The sequence below is a fragment of the Pontibacter sp. LHS1 genome (genome assembly GCF_058932855.1).
In genome coordinates, this window is sequence record NZ_JBZYWF010000002.1 from 409,936 (window position 1) to 423,918 (window position 13,983).

General features: G+C 52.6%; 10 protein-coding genes. 7 read left to right on the forward strand and 3 right to left on the reverse strand.

The window, feature by feature from the left end; all coding sequences use genetic code 11:
* Positions 1-48 precede the first annotated feature (48 nt).
* Positions 49-1,170 (forward strand): pseudouridine synthase, encoded by a 1,122-nt coding sequence (locus AC5FXQ_RS06170; RefSeq protein ID WP_493601618.1) that lies wholly within the window; start codon positions 49-51, stop codon positions 1,168-1,170.
* A 294-nt stretch (positions 1,171-1,464) separates the two neighbouring features.
* Here the strand turns inward: AC5FXQ_RS06170 and AC5FXQ_RS06175 are convergent, their stop codons facing one another.
* A complete protein-coding gene (locus tag AC5FXQ_RS06175; RefSeq protein WP_493601619.1) occupies positions 1,465-2,316 on the reverse strand; it encodes a pirin family protein in 852 nt (283 codons plus the stop codon).
* A gap of 184 nt (positions 2,317-2,500) precedes the next feature.
* Positions 2,501-3,193, reverse strand: a complete 693-nt coding sequence (locus AC5FXQ_RS06180) for a type 1 glutamine amidotransferase domain-containing protein (RefSeq protein WP_493601620.1) — start codon at positions 3,191-3,193, stop codon at positions 2,501-2,503.
* 276 nt (positions 3,194-3,469) lie between these two features.
* Here AC5FXQ_RS06180 and dinB point away from each other — a divergent pair, with 276 nt between their 5' ends.
* Positions 3,470-4,549, forward strand: a complete 1,080-nt coding sequence (gene dinB / locus AC5FXQ_RS06185; protein WP_493601621.1) for a DNA polymerase IV — start codon at positions 3,470-3,472, stop codon at positions 4,547-4,549.
* A 6-nt stretch (positions 4,550-4,555) separates the two neighbouring features.
* Here dinB and AC5FXQ_RS06190 read toward each other — a convergent pair whose 3' ends face one another.
* Positions 4,556-6,172, reverse strand: a complete 1,617-nt coding sequence (locus AC5FXQ_RS06190; RefSeq protein WP_493601622.1) for a tetratricopeptide repeat protein — start codon at positions 6,170-6,172, stop codon at positions 4,556-4,558.
* Between the two features lie 314 nt (positions 6,173-6,486).
* Here AC5FXQ_RS06190 and AC5FXQ_RS06195 point away from each other — a divergent pair, with 314 nt between their 5' ends.
* The 5 genes from AC5FXQ_RS06195 to AC5FXQ_RS06215 all read left to right on the forward strand — a co-directional run bounded on the left by AC5FXQ_RS06195 (position 6,487) and on the right by AC5FXQ_RS06215 (position 13,874).
* Positions 6,487-8,997: a zinc-dependent metalloprotease gene (locus AC5FXQ_RS06195; RefSeq protein WP_493601623.1), complete on the forward strand. Its 2,511-nt coding sequence runs from the start codon at positions 6,487-6,489 to the stop codon at positions 8,995-8,997.
* Positions 8,998-9,173: 176 nt separating this feature from the next.
* Positions 9,174-10,787 (forward strand): CTP synthase, encoded by a 1,614-nt coding sequence (pyrG, locus tag AC5FXQ_RS06200; protein ID WP_493601624.1) that lies wholly within the window; start codon positions 9,174-9,176, stop codon positions 10,785-10,787.
* Between the two features lie 32 nt (positions 10,788-10,819).
* The gene (yidC, locus tag AC5FXQ_RS06205) at positions 10,820-12,661 is read left to right on the forward strand and encodes a membrane protein insertase YidC (RefSeq protein WP_493601625.1); all 1,842 of its coding nucleotides are present in this window, start codon (positions 10,820-10,822) and stop codon (positions 12,659-12,661) included.
* A 103-nt stretch (positions 12,662-12,764) separates the two neighbouring features.
* Positions 12,765-13,364: a hypothetical protein gene (locus tag AC5FXQ_RS06210; protein ID WP_493601626.1), complete on the forward strand. Its 600-nt coding sequence runs from the start codon at positions 12,765-12,767 to the stop codon at positions 13,362-13,364.
* 15 nt (positions 13,365-13,379) lie between these two features.
* On the forward strand, positions 13,380-13,874 hold the full coding sequence (locus AC5FXQ_RS06215) for a DUF6438 domain-containing protein (protein ID WP_493601627.1): 495 nt from the start codon (positions 13,380-13,382) through the stop codon (positions 13,872-13,874).
* Positions 13,875-13,983 lie beyond the last annotated feature (109 nt).

Consider the following 13,983-nt stretch of genomic DNA (forward strand, 5'->3'; position numbering starts at 1 on the left):
GCGTAGAATATGGTGCTGACTTACTGCAACAGGAACGCCACGAACAACATGGAACCAAAAAGACTGAATAAATTCATCAGCGACTCGGGCTTTTGCTCCCGTCGCGATGCAGACGAACTGATAGAGCAGGGCCGTGTGACGGTGAACGGAAAAATACCGACCGACCCCGGCATGAAAGTAACGCCGAAAGACAAGGTGCGCATCGACGACGAGATGCTGCGCGTGAAACAGGAACAGCCCGTATACCTGATCTTCAACAAACCGGCCAACATGTCGGCCACCTCGGATATGGCGGTGCGCGACAATGTGGTGCGGGCCATCAATTTCCCGGCTACGCTGGAGCCAACTGCCATGCTGGAGCGTGAAGCGGAAGGCATCATCTTCCTGAGCAACGACGGCGACTTTGTACGTGGCGTGAAGCGGGCGGACAATAAGTTCGAAAAGGAGTATGTGGTGTCGGTCGACAAGACGATCACGGCTGATTTCCTGCACAAAATGAGCGGTGGCGGAGAACCAATACCCGGAGAAGAGCGCGTTAATAATTCTGTGTCTAAAGAAAATCAGACAAGATTCCGAATCACCCTAAAGCCGGGCACGGATCACTACCTGAAGCGCATGTGCGAAAGCCTTGGCTATAAGGTGGTGCACCTGCAACGTGTTCGTTTCGGTGAGTTTTCTCTGGCCAAACTGCCATCCGGTCACTGGCGCGTTTTGACGCCACAGGAGGTGAACAGCCTGACCAGCCTTGTACCTAGCGGTAAGGGAGCGAGCAGCCGAAAGACTTCAGAAAGTAGCTATGACAGACCGGCACGAGGTGAACGTTCTGGAGCAAGAGGCGGCGCAAGAAGCGCTTCATCCAGAGGTGGTGCCTCGGGTGCGGATGCCAGAACTGGTGCGGGCCACGGTGCGGCAAGAGGAGGCAGACCGGGATCATCAACTACCAGATCATCAACCAAAGGAAGCGATGGTGCCAGAAGAGCAGACGCATCTAAGGATGGCTTCAAAAGGACAAGTACTTCCAGAGATGGCGCCGGCAGTGCAGGCAAGAGCTCACGGGGCAGTAGCTTTAAAGGCTCACCTAAAGCAGCGCCCGGCAGAAGCGCAGCACCGAAAGGCGGAAGCAAACGTGGTGATGCTTCAAAAGGTGGCGGCCCAAAGCGCGGCAGATAAGGTTTGATGCCAAGAAATTAGCGGATGCTATAGATTAAAAAAAGCTCTCCTTCCCGAGTGGGAAGGAGAGCTTTTTTATAGTGGCGTGGCTAGTTAAATTGAATGTATGATTGCATCAGTTCTTTCGCGATGCCGTCAACCTAAGCTTTCCCCTGTCATTTCGACCATTAGGAGAAATCTGAGGTCTTGCCATTGCTTCCAGAGATTCCAGATCTCTGGAAGCATTCAAGATGACAAATTAATCGCACCACGACGTTACATTGTAACGTCGCTGCAATCTAACTCTCAAACTCACTAATTCCAGGTTCCCATTTTACCCATTTGGTAGTCGCGGAAGGCCTGGTGAATTTCCTCTTCGGTGTTCATCACAAATGGACCGTGTGATACAACGGGCTCGTTGAACGGCTGAGCATGGCCGAAGAGGATGTAAGCGTCCTCCGTCGCCTCGACTTTCACCTCTTTGCCTTCGTTGTCAAATTCTACCAAAGTCAGCTTTTCAGCCGCCTGGCCGTTTACCTTGACAGAACCACGCACTACATAGAAGAAGATGTTGCGTTCCGATGGGATGTTGTAGACGAACTCTCCGCCCTTATGCATCTCAATGCTCACCATGTGAATGTCGCTCAGGTTCTGGATGGGCGCCTGCACCTCCCCCCAACTGCCGGAAATCACGTTTACCCGCACTTTGCCATCATTCAGCTCCACTACCGGAATCTTATCTTTCTGAAGACCAATGTACTTCGGCGCAGTCATTTTGTGCTGGGCAGGTAGGTTGAACCACAGCTGCAGAATCTCCAGCGGCCCTCCCTCCTGCTTGAATTTATCTGACGACACCTCCGCATGGATCAGGCCGCTACCGGCTGTCATCCACTGCACACCTCCAGCCTCAATGATATCCTTGCCACCGCCCGTATCCTGGTGCATGATGTCGCCGTCGAGTATAAAGGTCAGTGTTTCGAACCCGCGATGCGGGTGCGGGCCGAATGGCAGTCCCCTGTTGCCGGGCTTGTATACCTGCGGACCGTGGTGGTTCAGGAAAAGGAAGGGGTCGATGTACTCCACTTCGCGCGTAGGTATAGCCCGGTAGGTTACCAGGTCATCCATGGGTGCGTATACCGCTTTATGTAACTTCTTTATCTTTCGCATAAGGTTAAATCTAGATCGACTGCAAAATAATGTATATACATCAATTACCCTAACACCTATCGGATTGTTTCAGATAGATTGACTGGCCCTCTTTATTTAACATAAAAATCCCACCGTTTCCAAAACAGGATTGGGTGGGATCTTCACGCTACACTGATGCTAAGGTATACGGGAAATGAGCGGATTAAGACGCCTTCTCCTTTGTAAGCATTTTGAGCAGTGTTTCTGCCGCTGGTTCTGAGGAAGCCGGATTCTGCCCTGTGATCAGCAACCCGTCAGTCACCACATAGGGCTGCCAATCATCCGCTTTAGAGTAATCTCCGCCCAGTTCCTTCAGCCTGTCCTCCACCAGGAAAGGCACAATATTCGTCAGCTGCACGGCCTCCTCTTCGGTATTGGTGAAGCCAGCTACTTTCTTGCCTTTCACCAGCGGCTCACCATTCGGCGCCTTGGCTTCGGCCAGTACGGCCGGACCGTGACATACGGCCGCCACTGGTTTCCGCTGCTTCGTAAACTCCTCAATCAGGCGGATGGAATCGCGGTCGTTTGCCAGGTCCCACAGTGGTCCGTGCCCACCCGGGTAAAATACGGCATCGTAGTCCTCAGCATGTACGTCGCTAAGCTTCCTGGTGCGGGAGAGTTTATGTTGCAGGTCATCGTCTTCGTAAAAACGCCTGGTCGCCTCCGTCTGTGCATCGGGCTCCGTGCTTTTCGGGTCGATTGGCGGCTGTCCGCCTTTCGGGGAGACCAGATCAACCTGCACGCCGGCGTCGACCAGGGTATAATAGGGCGCGGCAAACTCCTCTATCCAGAAACCGGTCTTCTTACCGGTGTCACCCAGTTGGTCGTGTGAGGTCAGAACAAATAGTACTTTCATAGCTTTATGGTTTAAATTGTTTATTGCTGATTGTTGTCTATCGGTTAACGAGTGCTGTTCGTTGATTGTTGATTGGTTAAATGGTTGAAGGTTGTTTGCGCACAATCCGGGGATATAATTGCCGGTGCACGATTCGTACAGGTTGCGATCTGTCCCTACAGGAAGACGCAAATTCCACCAGCACCACGACGTTACGTATAACGCCGCTACGTTCCAACTTTTTACCTTCCAAACTTCCAGCCTTTCTAACTTCCAAATCTCCGTATCTTTGCTCCTATGCAGACGCCTATCCGCAAGATCATTCACATCGACATGGACGCTTTTTTTGCTTCCGTGGAGCAGCGCGATAACCCGGAGCTGCGCGGCAAACCCGTGGCGGTGGGCGGTTCGCGTGCACGTGGTGTGGTGGCAGCGGCCAGTTACGAGGCCCGTAGGTATGGCGTGCATTCTGCCCTTGCCTCCAAGATCGCGGCGCTGCGTTGTCCGCAGCTGATCTTTGTGAAGCCCCGCTTTGAGGTATACAGCGCCGTGTCGCGCCAGATACGAGAGATATTTTACTCCTATACCGATCTGGTAGAGCCACTCTCCCTGGACGAAGCCTACCTCGACGTGACCGAAAATAAGATCGGCATGCCTTCCGCTACGATCATCGCCAACGAGATCAGAGCCAAAATTCAGGAGGAAACCGGCCTCACTGCTTCGGCTGGGGTATCTTTTAATAAGTTTCTGGCCAAGATCGCCTCGGACATGAACAAGCCCAATGGCTTTACACTTATCACGCCTGACAAAGCAGAGGAAATAGTGGCTGCTCTGGCGATCGAGAAATTCTATGGCATCGGGAAAGTGACGGCGGCCAAATTGCAAAGCATGGGCATCCTTACTGGGGCCGACCTGCGGGAGCGATCAGAGGAGGAATTGGTGCGGCACTTCGGCAAAACGGGGCGCTACTATTACCGCATTGCCCGGGCGCAGGACGACCGGGAGGTACAGCCGCACCGCATCCGGAAGTCCATCGGTTCGGAACGCACTTTTGAAGTGGATCTGACCGAGGAGGAAGTGATGCTGCCGGAGCTCGAAAGGCTGGCGAAGGAAGTAGCACACGATATGGAGCGGTTGCAGGCCACGGCTAAGACCATCACGGTCAAGATCAAGTATTTCGACTTTAACCAAACCACCCGCAGCAAGACTTTTTTGGGCGAGATCAAGTCAGCTGACGCCATCTTCACCATCGCACGCGACCTGCTGCGCACGCCTCAGTTGCCGGCGTACCCGGTCCGGTTATTAGGTATAACCGCCTCCTCCCTCCTCTACCAGCACGACAAAATGGAGGGTTACCAGCTGACCCTGGAGTTCTAGCCTGCCTTACTTCTTAGCAGCGTACTTTTTGGCCAGCACCCAGCTTTCGCGGTCGCCATCAGCTTCAGGAGAGATTTCCAGTAGTTCTAAATAGTAGCTCTTCGCCTTTTGCTTGTCTTTGGATTTTTCAGCAGCAAGAGCTGCTCCGTAGAGACTGTTATACCTTTTGGGAGATACCTTCAAACTGGCTTCATAGGCCTGCATCGCTTCCGCTGGCTTTTTGCTCAACAAAAGCATATCTCCCAGCAGCTCGCGGGCCGGTAAGATGGCTCCAGGCGTCACGGGGTGTTTGTCCAGCGCATCCTCCTTGTCAGCTGCTTCCCGCATCATGACCAGCGCCTTGTTCTTATCCCCTTTCTTAAACTCCAGCCACGCCTGCACAGCCAGGTGTTGCGCTTCGGCCTGCACAGCCCAATAAGCATCCCCCGAGCCGCTCAGCTGTGTCCGCAGCTTATCCAATGCTACCAGGGCCTCTTCTGCCACCGTGATATTGCCTGAACGGGCACCTCCTATACCTTTGGCGAAGTGGGTAATCGCTTCAGCACCGGGATAATTATACCAGGTGAAGTTTTGAGGAGACCGGACAGGCAAAGCAGCAGCTTCAGCCCATTTGCCCCTTTCCAAGGCATGACGCGCAGGTATAGCCGCCAAAGCATAAGCAGTCGCGAACGTAGGTGTATAGCCGGAAACAGCCTGCATTTTCTCTACCACCTCATGCGCTTTTTTGTCACGGCCCTGTTGCAGGTAACCATAGGCCATGTAATCCAGCGCATGCGGATAGTGCATGGAAACGGCCTCTTTAGAAGACTGCCGGAGCGCGGCATCTGCTGAGCGTATGTTCCAGTCCACGGCGTCAGTCCACTGACCCAGTCGAATAAAAATGTGGCTTGGCATGTGCAGGGCGTGCGGCACGTCAGGGGCTATACGCTCATATTCTCTCGAAACTTTCACGGCTTTGTTTGCCAGCAAGGGATTGTCATAGGCATGGATGATGTAATGAAACAGCCCCGGATGGTCTGGGTTCCTGTCATGCAACTGCTCCAGCAAAGCGCCCGCTTCTTTCTGTTTGGCAAAGGTTTTATCAGTCTTCGGGGCGGTGCCAAGCTGACCCAGCGCATAAAAAGCGGCTGCTTCTACTTCATCCGGGAAAGCCTGATGCACCTGCTTATACCCATTCTCGAAAGCTTTCAGTTGATCTGCATAGCTGGTATTCTCCCAGTTTTCATAGAACCCGGATACGGCCTTAATATAAGCTTTTTCTTTATCAGTCAGATTCTCTTGCTGCTGGGCATTCTCCACGGCTGCCTTCCCTTTCCGGAGATTGTCATCAGAGGGCCGTTCGCCCCAAAGCGGGTGGATATAGCTCATGGCGATACCCCACTGCGCCATGCCGCAATCCGGAGCGGCCTCTGCTGCGGCGGCAAACTCCTGCTCCGCCTGCTCATACATCATGTGGTGCATGAGTGCCAGGCCAGTGTCAAAACGCTGCTGCGCCTCCTCACTGCAGGAGGTTTGCAGGTTCACGGTACCGTGTTTGGTCGCATGCCCCTGTGCAATCGCCTGGTAAGCCTGCGTGTAAAAAACGGTGCACCATGCGATAACTATAACAAAAGATGTTCGCATGCTGTTGATGTTAATTTTTGATTAGTGATGATTACCAAGAGCAAGGACGATACACGTCGGATTTAAGCTGTGAAACGCTTAATGGTCAGGGAGCCGGTCAGGCCATACAAGAGGCATGGCCTATCTTATTTTTCTACTCATTCTGCTGTGATATGTTTATCTTTTATAGTATTGTTCTGATGCAAACAGCTAAATTTAAAGATGCGGGACGATACGATTAAACCATTCTTTTGCGGACTAGTCTTTCATCAAATATCTGAAACAGGTATATTGTAAAACACTAATCCAAATCTAACCTAATCTTTCACCCTATTATGAGCAAAAATGTACGCTATGCCCGGCTGGCTACACTGCTTCTGGCTGGTGCGCTTGTAGCACCTCCCGCCTTTGCCCAAAGCAAGGAAAAGAAGAAGAACAAGAAAAAAGCCAAGCAGGAAGTAACCACGACACAGTCCACCCCGGCAGCTAAAAAAGACGACAACGGTGTAAAACCATATGCCAGCGTCATCACACCGAATGCCGTAACCGACGAAGGTCTGTTCAAGGTACACCGCATCGACGAGAAGTACTTCTACGAAATTCCGGATACGCTCCTGAACCGCGACATGCTGATGGTGAGCCGTATCGCCAAGACAGCCACTAACCTCGGCTACGGTGGCGAGGAACTCAACCGCCAGATGCTGCGCTGGGAGAAGAAAGGCAACCGCATCCTGCTGCGCCTGATGTCTTACCAGAACGTGGCCAGCGACACGTTGGAGATCTTCCACTCTGTGCAGAACTCTAACCTGGCTCCAGTGATCCAGGCTTTCGACGTAAAGGCCTACAACAATGGCGCTTCTGTAGTCGAAGTGACTGACTTCTTCTCGAAAGACGTGCAGGCGCTCGGTCTGAACAAGCGCCAGCGTGAAACGCACAAAGTAAAGAAACTGGACGACAAGCGCTCTTTTGTGGAGGGCATCAAGAGTTTCCCGCTCAATATTGAGGCACGCTCATTGATGACCTACGAGGCAACTGATCCGCCTGCCAACTCCAATGCTGGTACAATTACAGTAGAGTTGAATCACTCCATGCTCCTGCTTCCGAAGGTGCCGATGCCTGCCCGTCGTTTTGACGAGCGTGTGGGATACTTTACCCTTTCGCAGACTGACTACGGCACAGACGAGCAGCGTGCTGCCAAGCGCCGCTACATTGTGCGCTGGAGACTCGAGCCGAAAGACAAAGAGGCTTATGCCCGCGGTGAGCTGGTAGAGCCGGTAAAGCCGATCGTTTATTACATCGACCCGGCTACGCCTATGAAATGGCGCCCATACCTGAAGCAAGGCGTGGAAGACTGGAACAAGGCCTTCGAGGCGGCTGGCTTCAAAAATGCCATCATCGCAAAAGACGCTCCTACCCCGGAAGAAGATCCGGAGTTCAGCACCGAAGATGCCCGTTACTCTGTGATCCGCTACTTCTCTTCTGAGACGCAGAATGCCTACGGACCGAATGTGCACGACCCGCGCTCCGGCGAGATCCTGGAAAGCCACATCGGCTGGTACCACAACGTAATGAACCTGCTCCGCAACTGGTACTTTGTGCAGACGGCAGCCATTAACCCGGATGCCCGCAGCATTAAGTTCAAAGACGAAGTGATGGGTGAACTGATTCGTTTCGTGTCCGCACACGAAGTTGGCCATACCCTGGGTCTGCCGCACAACATGGGCTCCAGCGCCGCCTATCCGGTGGAAAAACTGCGCGATGCGAAATTTACGCAGGAAATGGGCACTGCCCCTTCTATCATGGACTATGCCCGCTTTAACTATGTGGCGCAACCGGAAGACAAGGGGGTTGCCCTGATGCCAGGCATCGGTGTGTACGACAAACATGCGGTAAGATGGGGCTATACCTACTTCCCGGAGATGAACGGATTTGATAACGTAGCCAAGCTGTCGAAGTGGATTCTTGAGAAAGAAAACGACCCGATGTACCGCTTCGGCCGCCAGCAGGGCAACCCGGTTGACCCGTCTTCGCAAACCGAGGACCTGGGTGATGACGCCATGCTGGCCAGCCACTACGGCATCCTGAACCTGAAGCGCATCATGCCAAACCTGATGGAGTGGACGAAGGAGGAGAACAAAAACTACGACGACCTCCAGGAGATGTATACCCAGGTGCTGGGTCAGTGGAACCGTTATATGGGCCACGTAACGGCTAACATCGGCGGGGTGTACGAGAACTACAAGACCTACGACCAGAAAGGCGACGTGTACGCTGCCGTACCGAAAGAGAAGCAGCAGCGTGCCATGAAGTTCCTCAACGAGCAGGGCTTCTCCACTCCTGCCTGGATGCTGGACCAGAACATTCTGCGTAAGATCGAGTCGGCAGGGGCTGTGGAACGTATCCGCACGGCACAGGTAAACATCCTGAACAATGTGCTGGAGCCGGGCCGCATGCAGCGTCTGCTGGAGTCACAGGCAGCATTGGGCAGCAAGACCTATACCTTGCCGGAGATGATGGCCGACCTGCGCAACGGCGTGTGGTCTGAGATCGGAAGCGGCAAAACAGTGGACATGTACCGCCGTAACCTGCAGCGCGGCTACCTGGATCGTATGGAGTACCTGATGAAGGAAGAGCAGCGCTCCGTACCGAGTGGTGCACGTGCCTTCATGGGCTTCACACAGGTGAACGTGTCGCAGTCGGATATCCGTCCAATGGTGCGCGGCGAGCTGACGGCCCTGCGCAACCAGATCAAAGCCTCTCTGCCGAAGACGCAGGATAGCATGACCAAGTACCACCTGCAGGACGCCTTGGTGCGTATCGACAACATCCTGAACCCGAAAAGTTAATTTTCCTGATATTGTATGATACAGAAAGCCCCGGCCTTTTGGCTGGGGCTTTTTATTTATAGTATTTGTTGAATGTTAAGAAAGATATCCTATGCAAACGACAGAACAATGGGACATCGTACCACAAAATCAAATATATCTTGTACCTTTGTAGCCCATAAAGTTTAACCTAACTTATGGCTGCTAAATATATTTTTGTTACAGGAGGCGTTACCTCCTCTCTTGGTAAAGGTATCATCTCCGCTTCTCTTGCTAAGTTGCTGCAGGCAAGGGGCTTCTCTGTAACAATCCAGAAATTCGACCCTTATATCAACATCGACCCGGGCACGCTCAACCCCTACGAGCATGGTGAATGTTTCGTGACCGAAGACGGCGCGGAGACTGACCTGGACCTGGGCCACTACGAGCGTTTCCTGAATGTACCTACTTCGCAGGCGAATAATGTGACTACCGGTCGCATTTATTACAATGTGATCACGCAGGAGCGCGAAGGTGCTTACCTGGGCAAAACGGTACAAGTAATTCCACACATCACAGACGAGATCAAGCGCCGCATGCTGCTGCTGGGCGAGTCCGGTGAATATGACATCGTGATCACGGAGATCGGCGGTTGCGTGGGCGATATCGAGTCATTGCCATTTATTGAAGCCGTACGTCAGCTGCGCTGGGAATTGGGAGTAAATGAAACCTGCGTGATTCATCTGACCCTGGTACCCTACCTGAAGGCAGCCGGTGAACTGAAGACAAAACCAACACAGCATTCGGTGCGTGACCTCTCCGAGGCCGGTGTGCAGCCAGACATCCTGGTTTGCCGTTCCGAGCATCATATACCTACTGATCTGCGCAAAAAGATCGCGCTGTTCTGTAACGTGAAGCAAAACTCCGTGATCGAGTCAATCGATGCGGAAACAATATACGACGTGCCGCTGCTTATGCGCAAGGAGAAGCTGGACGAGCGCGTGATCGCCAAACTCAAGCTGCCGCACAAAAGTGAGCCGGAACTCGAAACCTGGAAAGAATTCTTGGGCCGACTCAAGAACCCTACCGCAGAAGTTAAAATTGGTCTGGTGGGCAAGTATGTGGAACTGCCGGATGCCTACAAGTCCATTGTGGAGTCTTTCGTGCATGCTGGTGCAGCCAACGAGTGCAAGGTGAGCATCAAGTGGTTCCAGTCAGAGAATATCAACGATGAGAACGTAGCCGGCCTGCTGCAGGGTATGGACGGTGTGCTGGTGGCCCCTGGCTTTGGTGAGCGCGGCTTTAAAGGCAAACTGGAGGCGATCCGCTTTGTGCGGGAAGCAGGTATACCGTTCCTGGGCATCTGCCTGGGCATGCAATGTGCCGCCGTGGAGTTCGCCCGCAACGTGCTGGGTCTGGAAGGCGCTGCCTCCACTGAGATGGATCCGAACACGCCATTCCCGGTGATCGACATGATGGAAGACCAGAAGCAGATCACACAAAAGGGCGGTACCATGCGATTGGGTGCCTATACCTGTGAACTAAAAAAGGGCACAAAAGCATTTTCTATTTATGGCAAGACCAAAATATCGGAGCGCCACCGCCACCGTTACGAGTTCAACAACAAGTTCTTAGCCGATTTTGAGAACGCCGGCATGGTAGCTTCGGGCATAAACCCGGACACAGGCCTTGTAGAAGTGATCGAGTTGCAAAATCACCCGTGGTTTGTGGCAGCACAGTACCACCCGGAGTTGAAGAGTACCGTCCTGAATCCGCACCCGCTTTTCGTGAAGTTTGTGAAAGCGGCTATGAATTACACTAAATCTAAATAAGCATTAACCAACACTCATTATTATTTTATTAGATGGATAGAAATCAAGCTATTGGCTTTGGACTGATTGCCGTGCTCCTGCTGGCTTACTCCTTCTTCTTCTCGGGAACGAACGAAGAGGCCAACACTCCGGCATTTGACCAGACAGCCAAGGTAGAGCAGGTGCAGACGGGACCCGCTCCTGTAGCCGAGGACGACTCGCTGGCACAGGTGCGCCGCGCCGCCGCGCTGGGCACTTTCAGTGCAGCCGCTACCGGTGAAGCCAGCACCACCACGCTCGAGAACCAAAACATGGTGGTGACCTTCAACAGCAAAGGTGGTCAGGTAGAAGAAGTGGTCCTTAAGAATTACAAAGACTACAGAGGCAATACCCTGGTACTGTTTGACCGCGAAAGCAGCCAGACTGATGTGCAGTTCACCACAAACGATGGCAAGAACATCCGCCTGTCCGACCTGTTCTTCACACCGTCTGAAGTGCAGACTGTGACCGTAGGCGAAGTTCCTGCTCAGACTATCACCTACCGTGCTGACCTGGGCAATGGACAGACCATTGATCAGATCTATACCTTGTTCGACAACAGCTTTCAGGTAGGTTACAAGCTGGATTTCAAAGGCCTTGATAACCAGATCAGCGGCAACAACGTGACCATGATCTGGAACGATAACCTGAAGCAGCTGGAGAAGGACATCACACAGAACCGTGCCAAGTCTACTATTAACTACTACACAGCTGACGAGAGCTTCGACTATCTGTCTATCTCAGAAGGTACGGAGACAGAGACGATCACAGAGCCGATGAAGTGGGTGGCTAACAAGCAGAACTTCTTCACAGCCGGTATTATCGCTGCCAACACCTTCTCTGGTGCCAAGCTGGAGGCTGTGACCAACCCGGCTGACACGACTGTTGTAAAGACACTGAACTCCCAGATCCTGATCCCGACGGCTGACCTGCTGAGCGGCAAAGGCGAGTTTACCTACTACTTCGGTCCGAACGACTATAAGATCTTGAAGCACATGGGCAACGAGTTCAACAAGAACCTCGACCTGGGCTGGGGCATTTTCTCGTGGGTGAACAAGTGGATCATCATCCCGGCTTTTGACTTCCTCGAAAACTACTTCGGCAACTACGGCATCATCATTATCCTGCTGGTGCTGTACATCAAGCTGATCCTGTTCCCGCTGACCTACAAGTCCTTCCTGTCAATGGCGAAAATGAAGGTGCTGAAGCCGGAGATCGATGCCATTAAGGAGCGTAACGACGGCGACATGCAGAAGACGCAGATGGAGACCATGAAGCTGTACGGCGAAATGGGCGTGAACCCGCTGAGCGGCTGTATCCCGATGCTCTTGCAGATCCCGATCCTGTTTGCGATGTTCAACTTCTTCCCGAACTCGATCGAGCTGCGCCAGGAGGCATTCCTGTGGGCTGATGACCTTTCAACCTATGACGTGTTTGCCAGATTGCCGTTCACTATACCTTTCTATGGCGACCACGTGAGTATGTTCACGCTGTTGATGACGGCTTCGACGATCCTCTATACCTGGTCTAACAACCAGATGAACACGATGCAGGGTCCGATGAAGATGTATACCTACCTGATGCCGATCATCTTCATGTTCGTGCTGAACTCCTTCCCGGCAGGTCTTTCTTTCTACTACTTCGTGTCGAACATGGTGACTTTCGGTCAGCAGGCGCTTATCCGCAAGTTTGTGGATGAAGGCAAGATCAGAGCGAAACTGGAAGAGAACAGAGACAAGCGCAAGGAGAAGAAGAAAACCGGCGGTCCCTCCTTTACAGAGCGTATGCAGGAGGCCATGCGTGCCGCAGCCGACAAAGAGCAGCAGCGTCGCAACAACCCGAAACTCAAGAAATAAGCATTCATATGCTATACCTTACAGGAAGCCCCGAAGCAGTTCGGGGCTTTTTTGTTGACCATATTCGCTGCTTTGCGTATAGCCCTATACCTATATTAGAAACATGCGAAAGAATACACTACCCTACCTCCTACTGCCACTGTCATTTGTGGCCATACTAGGAGCTGCCTGTCAGCAACAGACTGACGAAGAGAAGACCATTGCCAGCACACACCCGAAGCTGGAAGAGCACCTGCAACGTGATACGGTGCGCATGCCCATCACATCAGAAGAGAACCCGGAACTATACCAGCGCTACCGCCTGCGTATGGAGGCTTATCAGAGCGACGAGGCATTTCGGGTGCAGGAGACTTACCAGGGCCGCTTAGCCCCTTTAGATGAAGCTAGCCATGCTGATGCCCGACAATACCGCTCAGCCCTGCAGGAAGGTCTGAAACAAGGCATAAACTTTGCCGGCAGGTATACTGTGGTCACCGTTGGCTGTGGCACTACCTGCCAGGAGCATTATGTAGTTGACCGGCAGGACGGAAAAGTGCTTGACAAGGTGCAGAGCAGTACGGGCGCACAATTTAGTCCGGACAGCCGTATATTTATAGTTAATCCGCCTGACTCTTCGCACAATTACATAGATTGCCCTTACTGCGAACCTGCTGCCTATGTACTGGAACAGGGCAAGTTTCGTAAACTGCCCCAGGGGCAATAATGATAACTAACTGCCATGCACACACTACTCTTTCTGCTGAAATTAGGTCTTGGACTGGGACTGATCCTGGTGGCAGGCTGCAGTACTGCTCAGAAAAGTAGTGCGCAAGCACTGGACGCCCCGCTGCTGCATTTCCAGAAAACACCCTGCCTTGGCACCTGCCCCTCCTATGAGGCAACCATTCTGGCGAATGGCAGCATACGCTATATCGGGTATAGCCATGTGCCTGTTACGGATACAGTGACCTTTACTCTGTCGCCCCAACAACTGGAGGAGATACGTCAGGAAATAGCAAAGCTAAACTATGCATCGCTGCAGGACATGTACCTGACTAACTGGAGCGATATGCCCTCCACCATCACCACATTCTATGAAGCGGGCAAAGAAGTAAAGCGGGTACAACAGGAAGAAGGTGGCCCGAAGCCCTTGTTGGACTTCCAGGAGAGCGTACATACCCTGCTCATGAAGATGGCGGATGAGGAAGCGAAACGAAGGCTACCTGTAAGGTAACGCCAGGCTATCCAGAATTCTACCTCTGCTTCCTTCAAAAAATTTACTCTAGCCTGTTTTCACTGAAGCTGCTTCGCAATATTGGCCTCTCCTAATGCTATCCCCTTTT

What these genes read in the sequence shown, in the direction of transcription:
- AC5FXQ_RS06190 (WP_493601622.1), bottom strand. Translation starts at nt 6,172, where the DNA reads ATGCGAACATCTTTTGTTATAGTTATCGCATGGTGCACCGTTTTTTAC.
- pyrG (WP_493601624.1), top strand. Translation starts at nt 9,174, where the DNA reads ATGGCTGCTAAATATATTTTTGTTACAGGAGGCGTTACCTCCTCTCTT.
- AC5FXQ_RS06175 (WP_493601619.1), bottom strand. Translation starts at nt 2,316, where the DNA reads ATGCGAAAGATAAAGAAGTTACATAAAGCGGTATACGCACCCATGGAT.
- AC5FXQ_RS06170 (WP_493601618.1), top strand. Translation starts at nt 49, where the DNA reads ATGGAACCAAAAAGACTGAATAAATTCATCAGCGACTCGGGCTTTTGC.
- AC5FXQ_RS06210 (WP_493601626.1), top strand. Translation starts at nt 12,765, where the DNA reads ATGCGAAAGAATACACTACCCTACCTCCTACTGCCACTGTCATTTGTG.
- AC5FXQ_RS06215 (WP_493601627.1), top strand. Translation starts at nt 13,380, where the DNA reads ATGCACACACTACTCTTTCTGCTGAAATTAGGTCTTGGACTGGGACTG.
- AC5FXQ_RS06195 (WP_493601623.1), top strand. Translation starts at nt 6,487, where the DNA reads ATGAGCAAAAATGTACGCTATGCCCGGCTGGCTACACTGCTTCTGGCT.
- dinB (WP_493601621.1), top strand. Translation starts at nt 3,470, where the DNA reads ATGCAGACGCCTATCCGCAAGATCATTCACATCGACATGGACGCTTTT.
- AC5FXQ_RS06180 (WP_493601620.1), bottom strand. Translation starts at nt 3,193, where the DNA reads ATGAAAGTACTATTTGTTCTGACCTCACACGACCAACTGGGTGACACC.
- yidC (WP_493601625.1), top strand. Translation starts at nt 10,820, where the DNA reads ATGGATAGAAATCAAGCTATTGGCTTTGGACTGATTGCCGTGCTCCTG.